The organism is Duganella radicis (assembly GCF_009720825.1).
GTDB classification, from domain to species: Bacteria; Pseudomonadota; Gammaproteobacteria; order Burkholderiales; family Burkholderiaceae_D; genus Rugamonas; species Rugamonas radicis.
This window is the reverse complement of record NZ_WNKY01000033.1, coordinates 23,534-46,239: the sequence shown is the minus strand read 5'-3', so window position 1 is coordinate 46,239 and position 22,706 is coordinate 23,534. Positions and strand designations below refer to the sequence as shown.

The window sequence follows — 22,706 nt, the reverse complement described above, 5'->3', positions numbered from 1 at the left end:
ACATCAAAGATGTTCTTCGCTTGTCCAAATGACAGAGCTGACCCCAAATTTCATTTACGCATCAGGCGGCAGCGGTGCTGGTGGTTTGTTTGCCGAAAGCTGCCAGCAAGGCCGCTTCTTTTTGCTTGGCGGCTTTCAGGTGGCGTTCTTTTACGTGGCCGTAGCCGCGGATGTCTTCCGGGATGCTGGCGATGGCGACCGCTTGCGACAGGTTTTCCGTCGTTAGTTTAGGCAGCAGGCTGCTCACGGTCTGGCGGTATTCGCCGATCAGCGCGCGCTCCATCTTGCGCTCTTCGGTGTAGCCGAAGACGTCCAGCGCCGTGCCGCGCAGGCCTTTGAATTTGGCCAGCATCCCGAAGGCTTTCATCATCCATGGACCGTATTCTTTTTTGATCAGGCGGCCCTGCGCATCGTGCTTGGCCATCAGCGGCGGCGCCAGGTGGAATTTCAGCGTCACGTCGCCGTCGAACATGCCGGCGATTTTTTGCTGGAACGCGCCGTCGCTGTACAGGCGCGCGACTTCGTATTCGTCCTTGTACGCCATCAGCTTGTAGTAGTAGCGCGCCACGGCTTCGGTCAGGCGGGTGCTCTTGCCCAGCTTGGCCTCTTCCGCGCGGACCGCATCGACAAACGATTTATACTGTTTGGCATAATTCGCATCCTGATACGCCGTCAGCAGCTCCATGCGTTTGGCGATCAGGTCATCCAGTGTCTGGATGCGCTTGAATTCGATCACTTTCGCCGGCGTGGTCAGTTTGGTCACCGCGCCCAGATCGTGCGCCGCCGTGCGGCCCCAGTGGAAGGCGGCTTTGTTGAAGCCGACCGAGACGCCATTCAGCTCAATCGCTTTCACCAGCGCCGCTTCGCTCAGCGGGACCTGGCCTTTCTGGAAGGCGTAGCCCAGCATGAACATGTTGGTGGCGATCGAGTCGCCCATCAGCGCGGTGGCGATCTGGCCGGCGTCGATGAAGTCGACGTTGTCGTTGCCGCAGGCGCGGATGATTTCGCCGCGCGAGCCGGCATCCGGGAATTGCCAGTCCGGGTTCTTGACGAAGGCCGCGGTGGTGGCGTTGCTGGAGTTGATCATGGCGTGCGTGCGGCCTTCGCCCATGCGCGACAAGGCGTCGCGCGAGGCGGTCACGATCAGGTCGCAGCCGATCACCAGATCGGCGCTGCCGGTGCCGACACGGGTCGAGTGCAAATCGCTTTGCTTGTCCGCCAGCCGCACGTGCGACATCACCGGGCCGCCCTTCTGCGCCAGCCCGCTCATGTCCAGCACCACGGCGCCTTTGTTTTCAACGTGCGCCGCCATCGCCAGGATCTGGCCGACGGTCACCACGCCGGTGCCGCCAATGCCGGTGATCAGGATGCCAAACGGCTGCGCGGTCGATGGCAGCACCGGCGATGGCAGCACCGCGGCAGGGCCCTCACCGACCGCCGCTTTCTTCGGCTTCTTCAGCGCTCCGCCTTCCACCGTCACAAAGCTCGGGCAGAATCCGGTGGTGCAGGAGAAGTCCTTGTTGCACGAGGACTGGTTGATCTGGCGCTTGCGGCCCAGCTCCGTCTCCAGCGGCTCCACCGACAGGCAGTTGGACTGCACCGAGCAGTCGCCGCAGCCTTCGCACACGGCTTCGTTGATCACTGCGCGCTTGGCCGGATCAGGGTATTCATTGCGTTTGCGGCGGCGGCGCTTCTCGGAGGCGCAGGTCTGGTCGTAGATCATGGCCGACACGCCCGGCTTGTCGCGCAGCTCGCGCTGCACGTCCATCAATTCGCTGCGATGGCGCACGGTGACGCCCGGCGCCCAGTTGTAATCCGATGGGTATTTATCCGGTTCGTCGGTGACGACGATAATCGGCGTCACGCCTTCCGCCGCGATCTGGCGCGAGATCATGCCCGGATCGAGCGGACCGTCGAACTGCTGGCCGCCGGTCATGGCCACCGCGTCATTGAACAGGATCTTGTAGGTGATGTTGACCTTGGCCGCAACGGCCGCGCGGATCGCCAGTATCCCCGAGTGGAAGTAGGTGCCGTCTCCCAGATTGGTGAAGACGTGCTTCTCGTTGGTGAACGGCGCCTGTCCCACCCATGTCACGCCCTCCGCGCCCATGTGGGTGAAGGTGGACGTCTCGCGGTCCATCCACAGCACCATGTAGTGGCAGCCGATGCCGGCCAGCGCGCGCGAGCCTTCCGGCACTTTGGTCGAGGTATTGTGCGGGCAGCCGGAGCAGAAGAACGGCGTGCGGTCGGTCTGCGGATTGGCTTTCATCGGCAGCGTTTTCAGCGCCGCTTCCTTCGCTTCCAGATACGCCACGCGCTCCTGCACGCGCTTGGCCACTGGATGGCCGTCGCAGTAGTGCGCGATGCGCGATGCGATGGCGCGCGCGATCTGCGCCGGGTTCAGTTCATACGTCGCCGGCAGCAGCCAGTCGCCATGGCCGGTCTTGCCGTGATTGCTCCACTCGCCGGTGTCGTCGAATTTGCCGACCACGCGCGGACGCTGGCCGTCCGGCAGGTTGTACAGTTCTTCTTTCAGCGCGTACTCAAGGATCTGGCGCTTCTCTTCCACCACCAGGATTTCATCGAGGCCTTTGGCAAATTCCTGCACGCCTTCCGCTTCCAGCGGCCAGGTCATGCCGATCTTGTACAGGCGGATGCCGATGTCGGCCGCCGCTTGCTCATCGATGCCCAGATCGGCCAGCGCCTGGCGCGTGTCGAGGTACGATTTGCCGGCGGTGATGATGCCGATCTTCGGCTTCGGCGAATCCCAGATTATCTTGTTCAGTTTATTGGCGCGGCAGTAGGCCAAGGCGGCGTACCACTTGTAGCTGTTCATGCGGACTTCCATGTCCAGCACCGTGTCCGGCCAGCGGATATTCAGGCCGCCCTCCGGCAGCTCGAAGTCGGTCGGCAGTTCGATCTGCACGCGGTCCGGATCGAAGTCCACCACCGCCCCCGATTCGATAATATCGGTCACGCATTTCATCGACACCCACAAGCCGGTATAACGGCTCATGGCCCACGCATGCAGGCCGTAGTCGATGTATTCCTGCACCGACGATGGATACAGCACCGGAATGCCGCAGGCATTCAGGATGTGGTCCGACTGGTGCGCGGTCGAAGAAGATTTGGCCGCGTGGTCGTCGCCAGCCAGCACCAGCACCCCGCCATGCCTGGCGCTTCCCGCATTATTCGCATGCTTGAAAACGTCGCCGCAGCGGTCCACGCCCGGGCCTTTGCCGTACCACATGGCGAACACGCCGTCGTACTTGGCGTCCTTGAACAAATTGGTTTGCTGCGTGCCCCACACGGCGGTGGCCGCGAGATCCTCGTTCATCCCCGGATGGAATTTGACATGATGTTCGTCGAGGTACTTCCTGGCCTTCATGGCCGTCATGTCCACGCTGGTGACGGGCGAGCCGCGATAGCCGGTGATGTAGCCGGCGGTGTTCAGGCCCGCTTTCAGGTCGCGTTCGCGCTGCATCATCGGCAGGCGGATCAGCGCCTGGGTGCCGGTCATAAAGGCGCGGCCGCGTTCCAGCGTCCACTTGTCGTCGAGGGTGATGTCTTCCGTGCTGATGGCCGGATCTAGCTGCGTACCCTTGTGAGGTGCATTCATGTTGTCTCCAATATTCTGTCCTGGCGCCCGGTCTGTAGCCTTGCTGCCGTTGTTCGGCACAGTATAGACCTGCACTGGCGGCAGAAAATTGCAAACAATTCGCATGTGCGCGCAATTTGAGCAATAATATTGCCCTCAACACCGAATTCCCGAGGTATTTATGACCAAGATCGCGCTCGACAAAACCGATCGTAAAATTCTGTCCATATTGCAGTCCGACGGCCGCCTGTCGAATCAGGACGTGGCCGAGCTGGTCGCCCTGTCGCCATCGCCCTGCCTGCGCCGCATCAAGCGGCTGGAAGAAGCGGGCGTGATCCGTCAGTACGTGGCGCTGCTGGACCCGGACAAGATCGGCCTCGGACTGCTGGCTTATGTGAACGTGCGGCTGGAAAAGCACAACGAGGCGTCGGCCCACAGTACCGCGCGCGTGCTGGGCGCGGCCAACACCCAGCCGTCGCCACGCGCCGACTTTGCGGAATCGGTGGCGCAATGGCCGGAAGTGGTGGCTTGCTATGCGATGACCGGTGAAATGGATTACCTGCTGCGCGTGCACGTGGAAGACATGGAGCACTTCTCGCGCTTCATGATGGCGACGCTGCTGCGCCACCCGGCCGTGCTGGATGTGAAATCGTCCTTCGCCCTGCAACGCGTCAAGGACACCACCGCCCTGCCGCTGGTGTGATTATTTACGGCCCAGCAGGCGGTTGAACCATTTGCTGGCGATGCGCTTGTTGGCTTTGAGGGTGTAGTCCAGCACCGCGATCTGCTCGTGCAGGGCCTCTTGCAGCACGCTGGCCGGATCGGCCGGCAGCAGCTTGAGGTAGGCGTCGGCCTCGCCGTAGTCGCGGTGGATTTCCATGCCGGCCTTTTTCGCGATGTGCATCATGGTCTTGTTGGATGACAGGCAGTGCATGTACAGCGTGTCGACATCGTTGTTGCGGCAGTGGATGGCGGCGCGCTCGAACAGTCTGGAGCCGATGCCACGGCCGCGCGCCGAACGGCTGACCGAGACGCCGAATTCCGCCACCCGCTCTTTCTCGGTCACGCTGCTGTTCTCGTCGCGCGGCGCGAACGCCAGATGTCCGACCGCCACCAGCTTGAACATGCGGTTGTACACGCCAAACACCATGTCGCGCGCGAAGTCGATGCGGTTGACGTAGTTGGTCACCTGCTCGTCCGGCAGCAAGGAGCCGAAGCGCAGCAGGCGGTCGCTGTCCTCCAGGTCGAGGAAGTGCCTGAGCATGCGGCGCCGATCGCGCTCGCGCAGCTCCTTCACCAGCACGATGGAACTCATTCCTCGTCCTCTTCTTCCTTCAAGGCTTGTTTCACGGCGCGGATGCGCGCCGCGTGCACACGCTCGGGAATGCGCTGCGGATGATCGGCGCAGGACGCGGCGATTTCGCCGGCGTTGACGCCGCGCGCCGCCGCCAGCGCGGTTTCCAGCCGTGCCAGTTGCGGGAATGGGGCATCGGCGTAGCTGGCGTTAGGCCCGATGCGGCCGCGCGCATCGCATTCGGTCGCCAGCAGCACTTGCGTGAAGCGCGCCGGTTTGCGGAAGGCGTCGCAGCGCTCGAACAAAGTGACGATGGTGTTGGCGCGCAGCTGCACGGCGCGGCCGACGTTGCCGTGTTCGCGCGCGGTCATCACGGCCAGATCGCGGCATTCGGTCGGCACGCGCAGGCGTTTGCATAGCTGCTCGACCAGCTTCACACCCAACCCTTCATGCCCATGGTGCGATGGCCAGTTCTCCGATGGCGTGGCGCCCTTGCCCAGATCGTGCATCAGGCAGGCGAAGCGGGTCGGCAGATCGCGCTCCAGCCGGGCCGCGCAGTCGATCACTTGCAGCACGTGGATGCCGGTGTCGATTTCGGGATGCCATTTCTCCGGCTGCGGCACGCCCCACAGCGCATCCAGCTCCGGCAGGATGCGCGCCAGCGCACCGCAGTCGCGCAGCACTTCCAGCATGCGCGAGGGCTTCTGCTCCATCAGTCCACGCGACAGTTCCTGCCACACGCGTTCCGGCACCAGCGCATCGACTTCGCCCTGCTCCACCATCTTTTGCATCAGCGCGTTGGTTTCGGACGCGACGCGGAAGTCGGCGAAGCGCGCGGCAAAGCGTGCCACGCGCAGGATGCGCACCGGGTCTTCGGCAAACGCTTCCGACACATGGCGGAAGATGCGCTGTTCGATGTCGCGCTGGCCGCCATAGGGGTCGGTCAGCGTGCCGTCTTCGGCGCGGGCGATGGCGTTGATGGTGAGGTCGCGCCGGATCAGATCATCTTCCAGCGTGACGTCGGGCGAAGTGTGGAACACAAAGCCCTTGTAGCCGGGCGCGGTTTTGCGCTCGGTGCGGGCCAGAGCATATTCTTCCTGCGTTTGCGGATGCAGGAATACCGGGAAGTCCTTGCCGACCGGGCGGAAGCCCTTGACGATCATGTCCTCCGGCGTGGCGCCCACGACCACGTGGTCGTGGTCCTTGACCGGCAAGCCAAGCAGTGCATCGCGCACCGCGCCGCCTACGACGTAAGTCCGCATGATTTAGTCCGGCATTTCCGCGTCGTGCCTGGGCGCCATTTCGGTTTCGGCCAAGGCCTCGTTGACCCAACGCGCCACGGCGGGATGGGCCAGCACGCGTTGGCAGTAGGCGTCCAGCGCCGGCGCCAGCGTCACGCCGTAGGTGCGGAAGCGGCATACCACCGGTGCGTAGTAGGCGTCCGCGATCGAAAACTCGCCGAACAGGAACTGATGATGGCCGAAGCGCGACAGGCACTCTTCCCAGATTTCGCTGATGCGGCCAATGTCGGCCTGCGTGCCCGGCGTGCGGCCTTTGCCCGGATAGCTGGCGCGGATGTTCATCGACATCGCGTTGCGCAAGTCGCTGAAACCGGCGTGCATTTCGGCGCACACGGAACGCGCCATGGCGCGCGCCGCCACGTCCTGCGGCCACAGATGCAGCTCGGGGAATTGCTCGGCAAGATATTCGCAGATGGCCAGGCTGTCCCAGATGGTCATCTCTTCGCCGGCCAGCAGCACCGGCACGCGGCCGGAAGCCGAGTAGCTGCAAATGCGGTTGGCGGTATCGTCCTGGTCGAGCAGCACGCGCACTTCCTGGAACGGAATGCCGAAGGCGGTCATCGCCACCCACGGGCGCATCGACCACGACGAGTAGTTCTTGTTGCCGATGACGAGGGTCAGGCCGGGCGAGCGCGCGGCGGCCAGGGCTTGCGACAGGCTGGGATCAAGTTGGGTAGTCTGCATGATACATATCCAGTAAAAAGGGTCAGCGCGGAACGAAGCTGGTTTCCTGTTCCTCGGCTTCGGTATAACCTTTCGGCGCCACGCTGCCGAGGCGCGCTTTCAGCGATTGCGGCCGGCCTTCAAACAGCGCCGCGTAGTAGGTGGCGTTCGACATCACGTTCTTGACGTAGGTGCGGGTCTCGACGTAAGGAATCGATTCGATGAACACGGTGCTGTCCATCGGCTTGGTGAGCGTGGCACGCCAGGTGCGCAAGCGTCCCGGCCCGGCGTTGTAGGCGGCGGTGGCCAGCACCTGCGAGCCGTCCATATTCCCCAGCACCATGTTGAGGTAGTTGGTGCCCAGCAGGATGTTGGTGCGCACGTCGCTCAGCATGTCCTGCGCGAAGTCGGCCAGGCCGATTTTCTTGGCGATCCAGCGGCCGGTGGACGGCATCACCTGCATCAGGCCCGAAGCGCCCGCATGCGATTGCGCGTCCATGATGAAGCGCGACTCTTGTCGTATCAGGCCGTAGACCCAGGCTTTATCCAGGCCCAGGGTTTGCGTGGCCGGGTGCATCACATCGTTGTGCGGCGACGGGAAGCGCTGCGTGTAGTCGACCTGGATGCGGGTGCGCTCCGAGGTGTTGACCATGCGGTCGAGGATATTGTTCTGGCGCGCGAATTCCGCCGCCGCCAGGTGTTCGCGTTCGTTCAGGGCGCGCAGGCCCCAGTTCCATTCGCGCGTGCCCTCGAAGCGCAGACGCATGCTGAAGAATTTCAACGCGCGCTGAAAGTTGGGGTTGGCCGCCATCGGCGCGATTTCCGCCTGCGAGATCGGTGCGCCGGCGGTCGGGATGGTAATCAGCTTGCCGGTTTCTTCCAGCGCCAGCTGGCCGTAGTAGTTCGATTGGTCAGAAATGCCGCGGAACAGTTGCAGCGCTTCGCCGGCCGGCTGGCTGGTGACGCCGTCGCGCGCCATCAGCGCGCGGCCCAGCCAGTAGACCCAGGTCGGCTCGCCGCGCAGCGCGGCCGGCATGGCGCGGATGGTGTTCTCGACCTGGCGCCAGTCGCCGTTGCGCAGCGCGATGCGCGCCTTCCACTGGGCCTGGTCGATCGACAGCGGCGCGCCGTTGGAGCGCTTCCAGTAATCCGCGGTTTCCGGCGCCAGCGTGTACGACGATTGCAGCGCGATCGCCGCCCAGCCTTGCTGCTGCTCGTGCGGCGTCATTTTCGGCAGTGCCTTGTTGAGCGCCAGCGTCGCCAGTTTGATGCTGGTCTTGGCCAGGCGGCCGATGGCGACGATGTAAATCTGATGTTCCACCTTGCTCGGGCCCATGCCCTTGGCCACCGCCACCGTCGGCAAATCCACCGCTTGCACGGCTTTCTTTTCCGGGCCGTCCAGCAGCGCGACGATGCGGCGCGCCTGGCCGGTGGCGTTGTACTCGCCGGACAGGCGCAATTGCGCGTACAGGTCTTCGGTGTTGAATTGGCCGTTCTGGTACAAGGTGGCGATCAGGCCGGCGCATGGTTCGCCGTAGACGCTGGGCGCGGTCAGCAGGGCGCGCGCCTCGTCGGCGACCTTCTGGCCTTTCAGCGCGCGCGAGGTCAGCGCGTAGCATTTGACTTGCGTGTCGTCGTTGAGGATGAACAGCGGGTACTGCTCATCGAACGTGGCCCAGTCGCGTTTGCGGCCGAGGTCCAGCAGCCAGTCGTTGCGCAGGCGGTCGACAATGGCCTGGCCGTCGTAGCGTTTGAAGAAGTCGCGGATTTCTGACTGCGGAACGTCTTTCAGACGTGATTTCAGCCGATAATAATCGACGTAGGATGGAATCGAATAGTTGGGGAGCCGCGCGGCGTAGAAATCCGCTTTGGCCGCATCGTCCTGGCGTACCGCGTCGCGCAGCAGCAGGAAGGAATCGTCATCCCTGCGGCTATCGGTATCGTCGGCGTGGGCAAGCGAGGTGAAGGCAACGACGAGGGCGCCGGCTATCCATTTCGAAGCAGAAATCAATGTGCAACTCTCTTAAGACTTGAATCAATATGACCAGCATTCCTAGAATACCACGCAGCGACGCCGGATCACCAGTAGGCAAGGCGGATTTAAGGAAGCAGCTGCTGGCCGAACGGCGCGCGATCGACGGCGCCACGCGCGCCGCGTGGGACCGCGCGATCGGCGATCAGGTGGTGGCATGGTGGCAGGCCGCCCAGCCGGCCGCGCTGGGGGTGTACTGGCCGCTGCGCGATGAGCCGGACCTGCATGCAGCCTACGCCGAATTGGCGCGCCTTGGCGCGCGTCTGCTGCTGCCGGTGGTGGTGCGGAAGGACGCGGCGCTGGAGTTTGCCGAATGGTCCATCGGCGAGGAAATGGTGAAGGACAAGATGGGCGTGGCCGTGCCGGCCGCTTTACGCTTGCAGGCCGCGTATCCGCCGGCGCTGCTGGTGCCCTGCCTGGGTTTCAACCCGCAAGGTTATCGATTGGGATATGGCGGCGGTTTCTACGACCGCACGCTGGCGCGCCATGCACCGCGCCCGCGGACACTGGGAATCGCTTACCAGTGCCTGCAAGTGCCATTCGACAGCGACGGTCATGATGTGGCTTTGGACCGCATCATCACCGAGGCTTAAACGAGTCGTTGCCACAGCGCGGTGGTCGCCGCGGCCTGGTTCATGCTGTAGAAGTGCAGGCCCGGCGCGCCGCCTTTCAGCAGGCGCTCGCCCAGTGCCGCCACCACGTCCAGGCCAAAGGCCTTGATCGACGCGGTGTCGTCGCCGAAGCTGGCCAGCTTCAGTCGCACCCAGCGCGGGATCTCGGCGCCGCACATGTCGGAGAAGCGCATCAGCTGCGTGTAGTTGGTGATCGGCATGATGCCCGGCACGATAGGCACATTGATGCCCAGCTTGTGCGTCTGCTCGACGAAGTTGAAGTAGGCGTCGGCGTTGTAGAAGTACTGGGTGATGGCGGCGTTGGCGCCGGCCTTCACCTTGCGCTCGAACGCCAGCAGGTCGTCCTGCGGCGAGCGGGCTTGCGGGTGCACTTCCGGATAGGCCGCCACTTCGATGTGGAACCAGTCGCCGGTCTCCTGGCGGATGAATTCCACCAGCTCATTCGCATAACGGAATTCGCCGGCCGCGCCGTAGCCGCTCGGCAGGTCGCCGCGCAGCGCGACGATGCGCTTGATGTTGTGCGACTTGAACTCGGCCAGGATGTCGCGGATCGACTCGCGCGTGCCGCCCACGCAGGACAGGTGCGGCGCGGCGTCTTCGCCGGCGGCGAGGATCTCGACCACCGTGTCCAGCGTGCCGCGCTGCGTGCTGCCGCCGGCGCCGAAGGTCACGGAAAAATATTTCGGTTTGAGCTCGGACAGCTTGGCGCGCGTGACGCGCAGCTTCTCCGCGCCTTCCGCCGTCTTGGGCGGGAAGAATTCGATACTGAAGTTAGGATTGTCCATCTGGGTTCTTCAAAAGTAAGGTCGACAAGGCCCAGGAAATCACGCTGTACAGGATTGCGCCGCCGACGGCCGACAGGAAGCTGTCGACGTGGAAGCCGTCCACCCATTGCGCCACCAGCCAGAACATGAAGCCGTTGACGATGAAGATGAACAGGCCCAGTGACACCAGCGTCACCGGCAGGGTAAGCAAGAGCAGGACGGGACGTATCAGCGTATTGACCAGGCCCAGTACAAGAGCCGCGACGAGGGCTGCGCCTATGCTTGTGACATCGACGGAATGCATCAGGTAAGGCACTGCCAGCAAGGCAACGGCATTGATTAACCAGGTAAGGACCAAACGCATAAGAAGTTCTCGCTGCTAAAAAAGCGGGGCCGCGAGGCCCCGCTTCCGGATTAATAACGGTAGTGATCTGGCTTGTACGGACCTTCTTGCGTCACGCCGATGTAGGCCGCTTGCTCGGGGGTCAGCACGGTCAGTTGCGCGTTCAGTTTTTTCAGCTGGAGGCGCGCCACTTTTTCGTCCAGGTGCTTCGGCAGCACGTACACGCCGACCGGGTACTTGGCGGTGTTGGCGTACAGCTCGATCTGGGCGATGGTCTGGTTGGCGAACGACGACGACATCACGTACGACGGGTGGCCGGTGCCGCAGCCCAGGTTCACCAGGCGGCCTTCGGCCAGCAGGATGATGCGCTTACCGTTCGGGAAGATCACGTGGTCCACCTGCGGCTTGATGTTCTCCCAGGTGTACTTTTTCAGCGCGGCGACGTCGATCTCGTTGTCGAAGTGGCCGATGTTGCAGACGATGGCCTGGTCCTTCATGCGCAACATGTGCGCTTCGGTCAGGATGTGGTAGTTGCCGGTGCAGGTGACGAAGATGTCGCCGTGTTCGGCGGCGTAGTCCATGGTCACCACGCGGTAGCCTTCCATCGCGGCTTGCAGGGCGCAGATCGGATCGATCTCGGTCACCCACACTTGCGCCGACAGGGCGCGCATGGCTTGCGCCGAGCCCTTGCCGACGTCACCGTAGCCGGCGATGACGGCGATCTTGCCGGCCACCATCACGTCGGTGGCGCGCTTGATGCCGTCCACCAGCGATTCGCGGCAGCCGTACAGATTGTCGAACTTCGATTTGGTGACCGAGTCGTTGACGTTGATCGCCGGGAAGGCCAGCTTGCCTTCCTTGTGCATCTGGTACAGGCGGTGCACGCCGGTGGTGGTTTCCTCGGTCACGCCGAGGATGTGCGGCAGGCGCTTGGAGTACCACGACGGATCTTTGGCCAGGTGGGCCTTGATGGCGTTGAACAGGCAGATCTCTTCTTCCGAACCCGGGTTGGCCAGCACCGAGATATCTTTTTCGGCGCGCGCGCCGAGGTGCAGCAGCAGGGTGGCGTCGCCGCCGTCGTCCAGGATCATGTTCGAGTAGACCGGGTTGCCGGCGGCGTCGTTCGGCCATTCGAAGATGCGGTGGGTGTAGTCCCAGTATTCGTCCAGGGTCTCGCCCTTGATGGCGAACACCGGGGTGCCGTTGGCGGCGATGGCGGCGGCGGCGTGGTCCTGGGTCGAGTAGATATTGCACGAGGCCCAGCGCACCTGCGCGCCCAGCGCTTCCAGCGTCTGGATCAGCACGGCGGTCTGGATGGTCATGTGCAGCGAACCGGTGATGCGCGCGCCCTTCAGCGGCTGGGCGGCGGCGAATTCCTCGCGGATCGCCATCAGGCCAGGCATTTCGGTTTCGGCAATCTTGATTTCTTTGTTGCCCCATGGCGCCAGCGAAATGTCGGCAACCAGGTAATCTTGAGCGGATTTGAGTACGGCGTTCATCACGCCCTCCTTTCATGAGTTGAAAAAAGTAACGTGAGCGCGGTTGGAGATCTCCGAGCCTGGCGAAGCTAGTTCGTCGCAGCGCTCCTCGGAAGGCGCATTCTAGCATCGTTAAGTCCGGATGGCGACAAAATCCGTCCGTTTGCGTCCGCTCAATGCGCTCTTTGCCATCGTCATATACGGTGGTTTCTTTGGAGGGAACTGACAATGACTATCGACCCTCGCGATGTCATCTGGGACGAATTTCATCCGCTGGGGCTGCATTAACCGGACTCGTATTCTGGAAAAACAGCGACTATACTTTTCTATGGCCGATGTTCACCTCCGCCAGTACTTTGTTAGCCATCATATCCAGCCAACTGGATGTCGCCGAAAAACTGCGGCGGCACTCGACGTCGACCGCCGAACTGAGCAGTTTGAGCATGGAAATAGGCTCCCTCATACTTCGCATGAAAATCAAAGACGACTTTCCCGTGGAAGAGTTTGAGGAAAATTTGCTGGCGTTGCGCAGAAAATATGGCATGGAAACAGGAAAGTTCCTGCACGACTTGCTATTGACTCGACGTTTGCGAAATGAAGCGCAGACAACAACCAATCAGAAACTGGACATATCATGATCCCGACCGACGATCCGCGGCGCAAATACCTGCCGCCAAATCCGATACCGCCCCTGCCCAAACGCCCCAAATAACAACGCCCCGAAATCCGGGGCATTGGTGTTTTGCAGCTACGGCCGGGCTTGATTACTTCAGGCCGGCGGCGGCGCGCAGGATGGCGCCCTTGTCGGTGCGCTCCCACGAGAATTCCGGCTCCTCGCGGCCGAAGTGGCCGTAGGCGGCGGTCTTGCCGTAGATCGGACGCAGCAGGTCCAGCATCTGCACGATGCCTTTCGGACGCAGGTCGAAGTGCTCCATCACCAGTTGCGCGATCTTCTCGTCCGGGATCACGCCGGTGCCTTCGGTGTAGACCGTGATGTTGATCGGACGCGCCACGCCAATCGCGTACGACACCTGCACCTGGCACTGGCGCGCCAGGCCGGCCGCCACCACGTTCTTGGCCACGTAGCGCGCGGCGTAGGCCGCCGAGCGGTCCACCTTCGACGGGTCCTTGCCCGAGAAGGCGCCGCCGCCGTGCGGCGAGGCGCCGCCGTAGGTGTCGACGATGATCTTGCGGCCGGTCAGGCCGCAGTCGCCCTGCGGACCACCGATCACGAAACGGCCGGTCGGGTTGACCAGGTATTTGGTGTCTTGCAGCCATTCCTTCGGCAGCACCGGCTTGATGATTTCCTCGATGACGGCTTCTTCGATCGCCTTGTGCTGCATCTCCGGCGCGTGCTGGGTCGACAGCACCACGGTGTCCACCGCCACCGGGCGGCCGTTCACATAACGCAACGTGACTTGCGACTTGGCATCCGGACGCAGCCACGGCAGGCGGCCATCCTTGCGCAGTTGCGACTGGCGCTCGACCAGGCGGTGCGCGTAGTGGATGGCGGCTGGCATCAGCTCGGCGGTTTCATCGCAGGCATAGCCGAACATCAGGCCCTGGTCGCCGGCGCCCTGGTCGAGGTCGATACCGGCGCCTTCGTCCACGCCCTGGGCGATGTCCGGCGATTGCTTGTCGTAAGCGACCAGCACGGCGCAACCACGGTAGTCGATACCGTAGTCGGTATTGTCGTAGCCGATGCGCTTGATGGTTTCGCGCGCGATCTGAATATAATCGACGTTGGCGTGGGTGGTGATTTCACCCGCCAGCACCACCAGGCCGGTGTTGCACAGCGTTTCAGCGGCAACACGGGCTTTCGGGTCCTGGGCCAGAATCGCGTCGAGAATCGCGTCGGAAATCTGGTCGGCGACCTTGTCCGGGTGACCTTCCGAGACGGATTCAGAGGTGAAAAGATAATCATTAGACATCGCAAGCTCCTGATAAGGTGTAAACGGTTTGGTCGCTTACCACTACGGCTTGCGACGCTTTAGCGATATTTATATCCCGCATCGCAAGTTGTCATTAACTCAGCGGCTACTGCTCTCGTGGTATTTTACGCTTTTTTGAAAAAACTTGCTTCTGACACAGGCACAAAAACGACATGCTGGTTCCCCTCTTCCGCTTTTTATCGATTTTCCCCTTGCCGTTTTTGCACGCCCTGGGCGCCGCGCTGGGCTGGCTGGTGTACTGGGCCTCGCCCTCCTACCGCCGCCGCATGCGCGACAACATGCGGCAAGCCGGCGTGGCGCAGCACCTGCACGCCGCCATTGCCGAGGCGGGCAAGAGCATCATCGAGCTGCCCTTCGTCTGGTGCGCCGATCCGGCCCGCGTGTCGCGCCACGCCACGCTGGAGAACTGGGAACTGGTGCAGGCCGAGCTGGACGCCGGGCGCGGCATTGTGTTCATGACGCCACACCTGGGCTGCTTTGAAATCGTGGCGCAGGAGATCGCCCTGCGCACCGAGCTGATGGTGATGTACCGTCCGCCTAAAAAAGAAGCGCTGAAACCGCTGATCGAAGGCGCCCGCGCGCGCAAGAACCTGCTGCTGGCGCCGGCCAATATGTCGGGCGTGCGCATGCTGGCCAAGTTCCTCAAGAAAGGCCAGCCGGTCGGCGTGCTGCCCGACCAGGTGCCGCAGGAGGGCGAGGGCGTGTGGGCCACCTTCTTCGGCCGCGACGCCTACACCATGACCCTGCCGGCCAAGCTGGCCCTGCTGGGCGACGCCACCATCATCATCACCTACGCCGAACGTCTGCCGGGCGGACGCGGCTATGTGGTACGCTTCGTGCCCTTTGACGGAACGCTGGACGGCGACAGCGCCGCCCAGGCGCAGGCCATCAACAGCGCCATGGAGCGCCTGATCGTGCGCAGCCCGTCGCAATACTACTGGAGCTATAACCGCTACAAGGTGCCGCATGGAATTGAAGCGCCAGCGGCGGCCAGGGCGAAGGAAAACGCATGAAACTGATGTTGGGATTGATGTGGCTGCTGCACTGGCTGCCGCTACCGCTGCTGGGCCGCTTCGGCGACGCCATCGGCAGCTTGCTATTTGTGCTGCTGCGTTCGCGCCGCCACATCGCGCTGACCAATCTGCGCCTGTGCATGCCGGAACTGAGCGAGCCTCAGCGCGTCGATATCGCGCGCCGCCACTTCCAGGCCTACTCGCGCAGCGTGTGGGAGCGCGCCGTGCTGTGGTGGGCGCCGGAGTCGCGCCTCAAGCGCCTGATCACCATCGATCCCGGTGGCGAGATCCCGGTGGCGGCCATGACCGACAAGCCGACCATCCTGCTGTGCCCGCACTTCGTCTGCCTGGACGTGGCCGGCGCCGCGATCGCCATGGAAGCCAGCGCGTCCTCCATGTACGTCACGCAAAAGAACGCCGCCTTCGACCAGGTGCTGCGCGCCGGCCGCGCGCGCTTCAAGCCGGTCAAGCTGTTCACGCGCCAGGACGGCATCAAGCCGATTTTGCGCGCGCTGCGCGACAAGCTGCCCTACTTCATGCTGCCGGACATGGACTTTGGCGAGAAGGATGCCGAGTTCGTGCCCTTCTTCGGCATCCAGGCCGCGACCCTGACCGCCACCGCCCGCATCGCCGCCACCACCGGCGCGCAGGTGATGCCGGTGATCGCCACCTTCCTGCCCGATTACCGCGGCTGGCGTGTGAAATTCTACCCGGTGTGGGACAATTACCCGGGTGACGACATGGTGGCCGCCACCCGCCGCATGAACCAGTTCATCGAGGAACGCGTGCGCGAGTCGCCGGCCGAGTACTTCTGGACCCACAAACGCTTCAAGACGCGCCCGCATGGCGAGCCTTCGCTGTACAGCAAACACTAAACCGCCCATGAAACTGAAATTCACCAAAATGCACGGCGCCGGCAATGACTTCGTCGTGATCGACGGCGTCAACCAGCACATCGATTTCACGCCAGCGCAATGGCAGCTGCTGGGCGACCGCCGCTTCGGCGTCGGCGCCGACCAGATCCTGCTGGTGGAAAAGCCCAGCGAAGCCGGCTGCGATTTCCGCTACCGCATCTTCAACGCCGACGGCGGCGAGGTTGAGCAATGCGGCAATGGCTCGCGCGCGTTCGTGAAATTCGTGTCGGAAAAAGGCCTGACCGACAAGCGCAGCATTAGCGTGCAGACCAAGGCCGGCGTGATCGCGCCGCGCCTGGAGGCGGACGGCAGCATCACGGTCGACATGGGCGCCCCCATCCTGGAACCGGGCCGGGTGCCGTTTGACGCCGAAGGCTTGCAAGGCGAGCAGCAAGGCCGCGACACGCTGTGGCCGCTGGTGCTGGAACTGGGCGGCGCGCGCGAGAGCGTGCTGATCTCGGCGGTGTCGATGGGCAATCCGCACGCGGTGCAGGTGGTGGACGACGTCGACACCGCGCCGGTGGAACTGACCGGCCCGCTGATCGAGCATCATCCGCGCTTCCCCAACCGCGTCAACGCCGGCTTCATGCAGATCATCCACCGCCAGCACGTGAAGCTGCGCGTGTTCGAGCGCGGCGTGGGCGAGACGCTGGCCTGCGGCACCGGCGCCTGCGCGGCGGCCGTGGCCGGCATCCGCCGCGGCTTGCTGGACAGCCCGGTGCGCATCGACGCGCGCGGCGGCCAGCTGTCGATCGCCTGGGCGGGCGAAGGCCAGCCGGTGTATCTGACCGGCCCCGCCGTCACCGTGTTCGAGGGTGAAATAGAAATTTAAGCGGCCAGCAGGGCGTCGCCGCCGGCGCTGGTCAGCCAGGTCTTGAGACGGTACAGGCGCTGGCGGTAATTGCCCTCCAGCCCGTCCGGCCCGCTGTCGATCGATTCAAACAGCCGCACGATGCGGTCCAGCGCCTGCCGCTCGCGCGCCGTGCGCAACAGCACCAGCCGGCGCTTGCTGCGGCCGTAGCTGGCGCGGATATCCACCACCAGGCAATGCCCCTGATCGGCCGCCTTCACATCCAGCAGCAGGGCTTCCGCGCGGCTCAGGCCGAACAGCGCGGCCAGCTCCAGCCGCGCCGCCAGCAGCGGCTGATTCTCCAGCAACTCACGTGTCAGGCAGGTAACGATGCTGGTCATCCAGCCGGCTTCCTGCGGCGCGGCCGCCACCCGCGCCAGCGCCGTTTCCGCCTCCTCGCAGCCTTGCGCCGCCGCCTTTTGCAGCCAGTAGGCCGCGCGCACGTCGCTCTGCTCGTCGGTGCGGCGGTTGCGCCAGGCGTACATGCCGCACTCCAGCTGGGCGCCGCAGTGGCCCATCTCGGCCGCGCGCTCCAGATAGCTTTGCGCTTCCGCCACGCAGCGCTGCGAAAACTCCGGCTTAAGATAAATGCGCGACAGCGCGAACCACGCTTCGGCCAGGCCTTGCTCGCCGGCCAGCGTCAGCCAGCGGATCGCGCGCTTGAAATTGACGGCGGCAATGCCGTGGCTCTGGCGCCGTCCCGCGCCATCCATGCGCGCAAACCACAGGCCCAGCGCCAGCTGGGCGTTGCGGTCGCCGCCGTAAGCCGCCAGTTCACGGCACTGTTGCGCTTCCGCATCGGCCGGCGGCAATAGTTCAGCACAGCGCGACAGCAGCAGCAGTTGCGGCGGACCGGGCAGCCAGTCGCCGGCGCGCGCCGCCTCGGCATCGGCCGGCGCGCCCGCCAGCAACTGCCGCAACAGAGGGCGCGCCTGTTCCAGGAATGCCGCCGGGTCGCGCTGCCACAGCAGCTCCAGCTCGGCGTACTGCGCCATGCCGACGCTGTTGTCGGCGCGCCACGCCGGCGCCGCCGGACGGCGCACCAGCGGCATGCGCACACTGCGCGCCGCCGACAGTACCGGACTCAGGGGACGGTCGCCGCCTTGCTGCGCCAGCAGCCATTGCGCTTCCACCAGACCGGCGTGCGCGGCCGACTGCAAAGCCAGGCGGGCCTTGTCGCGCAGGGCGGGGCTGTCTTGCGGCGCGGCTTGCAGCACCAGTTGCGCCAGCACCAGGCCGGCGTGGGCGATGCCCTCGTCGTAAGCGCGTTCGTACCAGCGCAGCACTTCCGGCAAGCTGTGCCGGGCGATGTCAAAGGGGATGTGGCTGCCAATCAGGCGCCATGCCTCGTCCAGATCCTGACGGGCGGCGCGGCTCAGCCAGTGCAGCGCGGTCGGCACGTTGAGCGGCAATCCGGCGCCGCCGAACAAGTACAACTTGCCCAGCGCCAGCTGGCAATCCGCGTCTCCCGCGCGGGCGCCCCGTATGATTCCTAACTCTTCTCGATTAGCCATCGTCTCTGTGTTATCTGCGGCCTCATATGAAGCTAAGTGTAGCGTGCCATCCGCGCCACACCCTAGACAATATGCGCGCCGGCTTGATTTCGCACAAACGCCGCCCCCCTGTCCCGCCTGTACGCTAGAGCTGTTTTGATGCCCGGATGAAAGCGAAATCCCGCCAGAAACGGGGTAAATGACGTGGCTGACAAGCGTTTCAAAAATACAACAAGAAGTCCGGGTTCCGCGGCTTTCGACCAAAACAAGCCGTCACAATCGACCATTCCAGCGCAATTCAACCGACGAGCAATTAAGGTTCTAGCAACCGGCGGTCACGCAGCGGCGGGGATGAGAATTACACTTATAAAGGAAAACAAATGAAGAAATCTTTGTTGGCTCTGGCACTCATGGGCGCATTCTCGGTCGCTCAGGCGCAATCGTCCGTCACCATTTACGGCACGCTGGACGCGGGTGTTTCACGGCGCACGGATACCGACGTCACGGCCGTCGGCAAACGCGATAACAACAAACTCGGCTTTCGCGGCGTGGAAGATCTGGGCAGCGGCCTGAAGGCCCTGTTCCAGCTGGAAATTCGTTACGAGCCGGACACCGGCGTGATCGAAAGCACCGTGCGTCCGCTGTTCCAGGGCCAGAGCCGGGTCGGTCTGCAAGGCGACTTCGGCACCATCCGCCTGGGCCGCGGCCTGACGGCGTTCCAGGAAACCAGCACCTTCTACGAACCATGGTCGGGCATGCCAGCGGTGGCCGGCTACCAGACCGACCTGCAAGTGGCCGGCTACACTTCCGACCCGATGAGCGTGGCCGGCAACTCGCTGAACCGCTTCTCCAACGCCGTGTTCTACAACTCGCCGGTGATCGGCGGCATCTTCCAGCTGAACCTGACGGTGGCCACCAAGGAAGCCAACAACAACCCGGTCATCATCGGCCGCGGCACCGCCGCCGCGCCGCAGTTCCCGGCCAACAGCATGGCGCCGGTCAACCCGTACTCGATCAGCGCCACCGTCACCCAGGGCCCGTTCTCGGCCTATGGCGCGTACGAGCGCAACGCCGTGTCGACCAAGCTGTGGTCGGTGGGCGCCTACTTCAAACCGATTCCGGACCTGAAGCTGATGGGCTCCTACCAGCGCCAGGACCAAGACTACAGCGTGCCGCTCAACCCGATCACCAAGGCATGGCTGCTGGGCCTGAACTACAACGTCGGTCCCGGCCTGATCCGCGCCGGCTTTGGCCGCAAGACGCCGGACAATGTGCTCAACAGCCCGGCCATCGCCAAAACCAAGCAATTCTCGCTCGGCTACGACTACAACCTGTCGCCGCGCACCTACCTGTACGTGGACGGCACCCGCAAGAAAATCACGCCGGCCGCCACCTTCAATTTCTACAGCGTCGGTATTCACCACAACTTCTAAAAACAAGCTCTAAGCGGCGCAGTCGTCAAGAACTGCCAGCGTAGTTGGGGAATGACGGGCATGGGACACCATGTCCGTTTTTTTTCGTTTAGAATTGCAGTTCAATCTAGCCTATCAAGTACTTCAATGACTTCCCCACTGGACTCCAACGCCGTCGCCCAATACCTGACCGATCATCCGCATTTCTTCGAGGAGCACGCCGCGCTGCTGGGGGAAATCAAACTGACCAGTCCGCTCGCCGGCCGCGCCGTGTCCTTGCAGGAACGCCAGATGGAAGTCCTGCGCGACAAGTACAAGGCGCTGGAACTGCGCATGCACAACCTGATGCGCCTGGCCTCGGAAAACGAAGCCATCGCCAACAAGTTCCACCGCTGGACCCAGATCCTGCTGCAATCGGAAGACGTGGGCTCGCTGCCGCACGCCGTCACCAGCGGTCTGAAAAACGCCTTTGAAGTGCCGCAAGTGACGGTGCGCATCTGGGGCACGGCGCCGGATTACCTGGACGAGTGGTTCGTCAAGGGCGTGTCGGACGACGCGCGCATCTTCGCCAACAGCCTGCTGGCCCCGTACTGCGGCGCCAACAAGGACTTCGAGGCGGTGCGCTGGCTGGACGATCCGGCGGCCGTGGTGTCGACCGTCATCATCCCGCTGCGCAAGCCGGGCGACAAGCAAGCCTTCGGCCTGCTGATCATGGGTTCGCAGGACGCCAACCGCTTCACCTCGCTGATGGCCACCGACTTCCTGGTCCACATCGGCGAAACCGCCAGCACCGCGCTGGCCTGGCTGCTGGCCTGAGGCCCGACGCCATGAGCGACGCTCCAGACAGCAAGCTGGCCTGGATCGACGCCTACCTCGCCCATCTGCGCGGCGTGCGCCAGCTGTCGCCGCACACCAGCGCCGCCTACGCCCGCGACTTGCACGAATTGGCCAAACTCGTGGCGGCGCAGTCCGGCGCGCTGGACTGGGACAAGCTCGACCAGCACGCCATCCGCCGCCTGACCGCCAGGCTGCACGCGCAGCAGCTCGATCCGCGCTCGATCGCCCGCAAGCTGTCCAGCTGGCGCGGCTTTTTCCACTGGCTGGGCGAGAAAACCGTGCTGGCCGCCAATCCGGTGCAGGGTGTGCGCGCCCCCAAGCGCGCCAAAAGCCTGCCGCGCGCGTTGTCGGTGGACGACGCCGTGCAGCTGGTGGCGCCCTCCCGTCCGGTCGCCGGCGCGGCGCCCGGGCCGGCCGCGCTGTGCAACCGCGCCATGTTCGAATTGCTGTACTCCAGCGGCTTGCGGGTGTCCGAACTGGCCGGCCTGGACCTGGTGCCCGGCAAGGACAGCCTGGGCTGGGTGGAGGCTGGCAACCAGGAAGTCACGGTGACCGGCAAGGGCAACAAGCGCCGCACGGTGCCGGTCGGCTCGGCCGCGCTGGCGGCGCTGGAGGCCTGGCTGGCGGTACGTCCGGCCCCCACCGATGGCGGCAACGCCCTGTTCCTGAGCACACGCGGCACCCGGGTGTCGCCGCGCGTGATCCAGCAGCGGCTGCAAAGCCATGGCGTGGCGCATGGCGCGCCGGTGCACGTGCATCCGCACATGCTGCGCCACTCGTTCGCCTCGCACCTGCTGCAATCGTCGGGCGACCTGCGGGCGGTACAGGAAATGCTGGGCCACTCCAGCATCAGCTCGACGCAGGTGTACACGGCGCTCGACTTCCAGCATCTGGCCGAGGTCTACGATAAAGCCCATCCACGCGCTAAACTGAAGTAAATCCGGCTGGCGCGTACTGATATTGCTCAATCAGGCGAATTGCTAGCGCCGGAAAAATTCCGGCATAATCGACCGATTGCATTTGCGCACTTTGAGAGTACCTATGATTCCGACCACCATCCTCACCGGCTTCCTTGGCGCCGGCAAGACCACCCTGCTCAACCGCATCCTCCAGGAAGAGCATGGCATGCGCATCGCCGTGATTGAAAATGAATTCGGCCAGGAAAACATCGACAATGAAATCCTGGTGCAGGACACCGGCGAACAGATCGTGGAAATGAACAACGGCTGCATCTGCTGCACCGTGCGCGGCGACCTGATCGTCGCCCTCGGCAGCCTGGCGCAAAAGCGCGAAGCCGGCGAGATCCAGTTCGACCGCGTGGTGATCGAGACCACCGGCCTGGCCAATCCCGGCCCGGTGGCGCAGACCTTCTTCGTTGACGAGGAAGTGGGCGCTAACTACATGCTGGACGCCGTGGTCACCGTGGTGGACGCCCGCCACGCCATGGACCAGCTGGACCAGCACGAGGAAGCCCAGCGCCAGGTCGGCTTCGCCGACAAGATCCTGCTGTCCAAGACCGACCTGGTCAGCGAGGAACAGCTGGCCGCCCTGAGCGCCCGCCTGACCCGCATGAACCCGCGCGCGCCGGTCAGCAAGTCCGACTTCGGCCGCGCCCCGATCAGCGAGGTGCTGGACCTGAAAGGCTTCAACCTCAACGACAAGCTGGACCTGGACCCGGACTTCCTGCTGACCGACCAGGCGCACGAGGAAGGCCACGTCCACGACGAGCACTGCGGCCATGACCACCACCACCACGATCACGGGCATCACGACCACCACCACGGCCACCACAGCGACGACATCGCGGCTTTTGTGTTCAAAAGCAACCGTCCGTTCGACACCGCCAAGCTGGACGAGTTCCTCGGCGGCCTGGTCAATGTGTACGGTCCTCGCATGCTGCGCTACAAAGGCGTATTGTTCATGCAGGACGCCGACCGCAAAGTGGTATTCCAGGGCGTGCACCAGATCATGGGCAGCGACCTCGGCGCCAAATGGGGAGAAAACGACGTTCGTGGCAGCAAAATGGTATTTATTGGGAAAAATCTTCCCAAAGACATCTTTATTAGCGGTTTAGAACAATGTCTGGTATAAACTATCCGGGTTTTGTATGTTGATGACAACTCTGTCGTA

General features: G+C 63.6%; 20 protein-coding genes and 1 riboswitch. Of the genes, 10 read left to right on the top strand and 10 right to left on the bottom strand.

The features are described 5' to 3' along the window. Positions 1-61: 61 nt before the first annotated feature. Positions 62-3,619 carry an indolepyruvate ferredoxin oxidoreductase family protein gene (locus GM676_RS22835; protein WP_155466328.1) on the bottom strand — a complete coding sequence of 1,186 codons (3,558 nt, stop codon included), beginning with the start codon at positions 3,617-3,619 and terminating at the stop codon, positions 62-64. A 160-nt stretch (positions 3,620-3,779) separates the two neighbouring features. Here GM676_RS22835 and GM676_RS22830 point away from each other — a divergent pair, with 160 nt between their 5' ends. After that, complete coding sequence (locus GM676_RS22830) at positions 3,780-4,301, top strand: Lrp/AsnC family transcriptional regulator (protein WP_155466326.1); 522 nt, start codon at positions 3,780-3,782, stop codon at positions 4,299-4,301. Here GM676_RS22830 and GM676_RS22825 read toward each other — a convergent pair whose 3' ends face one another. Genes GM676_RS22825 through GM676_RS22810 form a run of 4 tightly spaced genes read right to left on the bottom strand, consistent with a single transcriptional unit; the run spans position 4,302 to position 8,867 of the window. After that, complete coding sequence (locus GM676_RS22825; protein WP_155466324.1) at positions 4,302-4,913, bottom strand: GNAT family N-acetyltransferase; 612 nt, start codon at positions 4,911-4,913, stop codon at positions 4,302-4,304. It lies immediately after the preceding gene. Then, positions 4,910-6,154, bottom strand: a complete 1,245-nt coding sequence (locus GM676_RS22820) for a multifunctional CCA addition/repair protein (protein WP_155466322.1) — start codon at positions 6,152-6,154, stop codon at positions 4,910-4,912. Before GM676_RS22820 ends, GM676_RS22825 begins: the two co-directional genes overlap by 4 nt. A 3-nt stretch (positions 6,155-6,157) precedes the next feature. Then, positions 6,158-6,877, bottom strand: a complete 720-nt coding sequence (locus GM676_RS22815; RefSeq protein WP_155466320.1) for a glutathione S-transferase family protein — start codon at positions 6,875-6,877, stop codon at positions 6,158-6,160. A 22-nt stretch (positions 6,878-6,899) separates the two neighbouring features. Further along, positions 6,900-8,867 carry a lytic transglycosylase domain-containing protein gene (locus GM676_RS22810; protein WP_155466318.1) on the bottom strand — a complete coding sequence of 656 codons (1,968 nt, stop codon included), beginning with the start codon at positions 8,865-8,867 and terminating at the stop codon, positions 6,900-6,902. A gap of 29 nt (positions 8,868-8,896) precedes the next feature. Here GM676_RS22810 and GM676_RS22805 point away from each other — a divergent pair, with 29 nt between their 5' ends. Further along, complete coding sequence (locus GM676_RS22805) at positions 8,897-9,481, top strand: 5-formyltetrahydrofolate cyclo-ligase (protein WP_155466316.1); 585 nt, start codon at positions 8,897-8,899, stop codon at positions 9,479-9,481. Here GM676_RS22805 and metF read toward each other — a convergent pair. Genes metF through ahcY form a run of 3 tightly spaced genes read right to left on the bottom strand, consistent with a single transcriptional unit; the run spans position 9,478 to position 12,126 of the window. Next, positions 9,478-10,305, bottom strand: coding sequence for a methylenetetrahydrofolate reductase [NAD(P)H] (metF, locus tag GM676_RS22800; RefSeq protein ID WP_155466314.1), 828 nt, complete (start codon positions 10,303-10,305; stop codon positions 9,478-9,480). The two genes, GM676_RS22805 and metF, sit on opposite strands and share 4 nt — an antisense overlap. Beyond that, entirely contained in the window at positions 10,292-10,648 is a 357-nt protein-coding gene (locus GM676_RS22795) for a phage holin family protein (protein ID WP_155466312.1), read from the bottom strand. The genes metF and GM676_RS22795 overlap by 14 nt, the downstream gene beginning before the upstream one ends. Positions 10,649-10,698: 50 nt before the next feature. Beyond that, a complete protein-coding gene (ahcY, locus tag GM676_RS22790; RefSeq protein ID WP_155466310.1) occupies positions 10,699-12,126 on the bottom strand; it encodes an adenosylhomocysteinase in 1,428 nt (475 codons plus the stop codon). 28 nt (positions 12,127-12,154) lie between these two features. After that, positions 12,155-12,222, bottom strand: a riboswitch (S-adenosyl-L-homocysteine riboswitch). 218 nt (positions 12,223-12,440) lie between these two features. Between ahcY and GM676_RS22785 the strand changes: the two genes are divergently transcribed. Further along, positions 12,441-12,743, top strand: coding sequence for a hypothetical protein (locus tag GM676_RS22785; protein WP_155466308.1), 303 nt, complete (start codon positions 12,441-12,443; stop codon positions 12,741-12,743). Positions 12,744-12,869: 126 nt separating this feature from the next. On the opposite strand, the gene metK is transcribed toward GM676_RS22785, so the two are convergent. Then, positions 12,870-14,036 (bottom strand): methionine adenosyltransferase, encoded by a 1,167-nt coding sequence (metK, locus tag GM676_RS22780; protein ID WP_155466306.1) that lies wholly within the window; start codon positions 14,034-14,036, stop codon positions 12,870-12,872. Between the two features lie 173 nt (positions 14,037-14,209). Between metK and GM676_RS22775 the strand changes: the two genes are divergently transcribed. Genes GM676_RS22775 through dapF form a run of 3 tightly spaced genes read left to right on the top strand, consistent with a single transcriptional unit; the run spans position 14,210 to position 16,816 of the window. Then, complete coding sequence (locus GM676_RS22775) at positions 14,210-15,070, top strand: lysophospholipid acyltransferase family protein (protein ID WP_155466304.1); 861 nt, start codon at positions 14,210-14,212, stop codon at positions 15,068-15,070. After that, complete coding sequence (locus GM676_RS22770) at positions 15,067-15,945, top strand: LpxL/LpxP family acyltransferase (protein ID WP_155466302.1); 879 nt, start codon at positions 15,067-15,069, stop codon at positions 15,943-15,945. Before GM676_RS22775 ends, GM676_RS22770 begins: the two co-directional genes overlap by 4 nt. Positions 15,946-15,952: 7 nt before the next feature. Next, positions 15,953-16,816, top strand: a complete 864-nt coding sequence (gene dapF / locus GM676_RS22765; RefSeq protein ID WP_155466300.1) for a diaminopimelate epimerase — start codon at positions 15,953-15,955, stop codon at positions 16,814-16,816. Here dapF and GM676_RS22760 read toward each other — a convergent pair. Then, complete coding sequence (locus GM676_RS22760) at positions 16,813-18,348, bottom strand: tetratricopeptide repeat protein (protein ID WP_155466298.1); 1,536 nt, start codon at positions 18,346-18,348, stop codon at positions 16,813-16,815. The genes dapF and GM676_RS22760 overlap by 4 nt on opposite strands. A 359-nt stretch (positions 18,349-18,707) precedes the next feature. On the opposite strand from GM676_RS22760, the gene GM676_RS22755 reads away from it, so the two are divergent. From GM676_RS22755 to GM676_RS22740, 4 genes are all read left to right on the top strand, one after another. Next, entirely contained in the window at positions 18,708-19,760 is a 1,053-nt protein-coding gene (locus GM676_RS22755; protein WP_155466296.1) for a porin, read from the top strand. Positions 19,761-19,886: 126 nt separating this feature from the next. Beyond that, on the top strand, positions 19,887-20,555 hold the full coding sequence (locus GM676_RS22750) for a DUF484 family protein (protein ID WP_155466294.1): 669 nt from the start codon (positions 19,887-19,889) through the stop codon (positions 20,553-20,555). An 11-nt stretch (positions 20,556-20,566) separates the two neighbouring features. Continuing rightward, positions 20,567-21,514 carry a tyrosine recombinase XerC gene (gene xerC / locus GM676_RS22745; RefSeq protein ID WP_155466292.1) on the top strand — a complete coding sequence of 316 codons (948 nt, stop codon included), beginning with the start codon at positions 20,567-20,569 and terminating at the stop codon, positions 21,512-21,514. 103 nt (positions 21,515-21,617) lie between these two features. Beyond that, positions 21,618-22,667, top strand: a complete 1,050-nt coding sequence (locus tag GM676_RS22740) for a CobW family GTP-binding protein (RefSeq protein ID WP_155466290.1) — start codon at positions 21,618-21,620, stop codon at positions 22,665-22,667. Positions 22,668-22,706: the final 39 nt, after the last annotated feature.

Bases quoted from the DNA above. Each gene is read 5' to 3' on its own strand.
- metF (WP_155466314.1), bottom strand. From the start codon at position 10,305: ATGGACAATCCTAACTTCAGTATCGAATTCTTCCCGCCCAAGACGGCG.
- xerC (WP_155466292.1), top strand. From the start codon at position 20,567: ATGAGCGACGCTCCAGACAGCAAGCTGGCCTGGATCGACGCCTACCTC.
- GM676_RS22740 (WP_155466290.1), top strand. From the start codon at position 21,618: ATGATTCCGACCACCATCCTCACCGGCTTCCTTGGCGCCGGCAAGACC.
- GM676_RS22805 (WP_155466316.1), top strand. From the start codon at position 8,897: ATGACCAGCATTCCTAGAATACCACGCAGCGACGCCGGATCACCAGTA.
- metK (WP_155466306.1), bottom strand. From the start codon at position 14,036: ATGTCTAATGATTATCTTTTCACCTCTGAATCCGTCTCGGAAGGTCAC.
- GM676_RS22760 (WP_155466298.1), bottom strand. From the start codon at position 18,348: ATGGCTAATCGAGAAGAGTTAGGAATCATACGGGGCGCCCGCGCGGGA.
- GM676_RS22825 (WP_155466324.1), bottom strand. From the start codon at position 4,913: ATGAGTTCCATCGTGCTGGTGAAGGAGCTGCGCGAGCGCGATCGGCGC.
- dapF (WP_155466300.1), top strand. From the start codon at position 15,953: ATGAAACTGAAATTCACCAAAATGCACGGCGCCGGCAATGACTTCGTC.
- ahcY (WP_155466310.1), bottom strand. From the start codon at position 12,126: ATGAACGCCGTACTCAAATCCGCTCAAGATTACCTGGTTGCCGACATT.
- GM676_RS22830 (WP_155466326.1), top strand. From the start codon at position 3,780: ATGACCAAGATCGCGCTCGACAAAACCGATCGTAAAATTCTGTCCATA.
- GM676_RS22835 (WP_155466328.1), bottom strand. From the start codon at position 3,619: ATGAATGCACCTCACAAGGGTACGCAGCTAGATCCGGCCATCAGCACG.
- GM676_RS22785 (WP_155466308.1), top strand. From the start codon at position 12,441: ATGTTCACCTCCGCCAGTACTTTGTTAGCCATCATATCCAGCCAACTG.
- GM676_RS22750 (WP_155466294.1), top strand. From the start codon at position 19,887: ATGACTTCCCCACTGGACTCCAACGCCGTCGCCCAATACCTGACCGAT.
- GM676_RS22775 (WP_155466304.1), top strand. From the start codon at position 14,210: ATGCTGGTTCCCCTCTTCCGCTTTTTATCGATTTTCCCCTTGCCGTTT.
- GM676_RS22755 (WP_155466296.1), top strand. From the start codon at position 18,708: ATGAAGAAATCTTTGTTGGCTCTGGCACTCATGGGCGCATTCTCGGTC.
- GM676_RS22815 (WP_155466320.1), bottom strand. From the start codon at position 6,877: ATGCAGACTACCCAACTTGATCCCAGCCTGTCGCAAGCCCTGGCCGCC.
- GM676_RS22820 (WP_155466322.1), bottom strand. From the start codon at position 6,154: ATGCGGACTTACGTCGTAGGCGGCGCGGTGCGCGATGCACTGCTTGGC.
- GM676_RS22770 (WP_155466302.1), top strand. From the start codon at position 15,067: ATGAAACTGATGTTGGGATTGATGTGGCTGCTGCACTGGCTGCCGCTA.
- GM676_RS22795 (WP_155466312.1), bottom strand. From the start codon at position 10,648: ATGCGTTTGGTCCTTACCTGGTTAATCAATGCCGTTGCCTTGCTGGCA.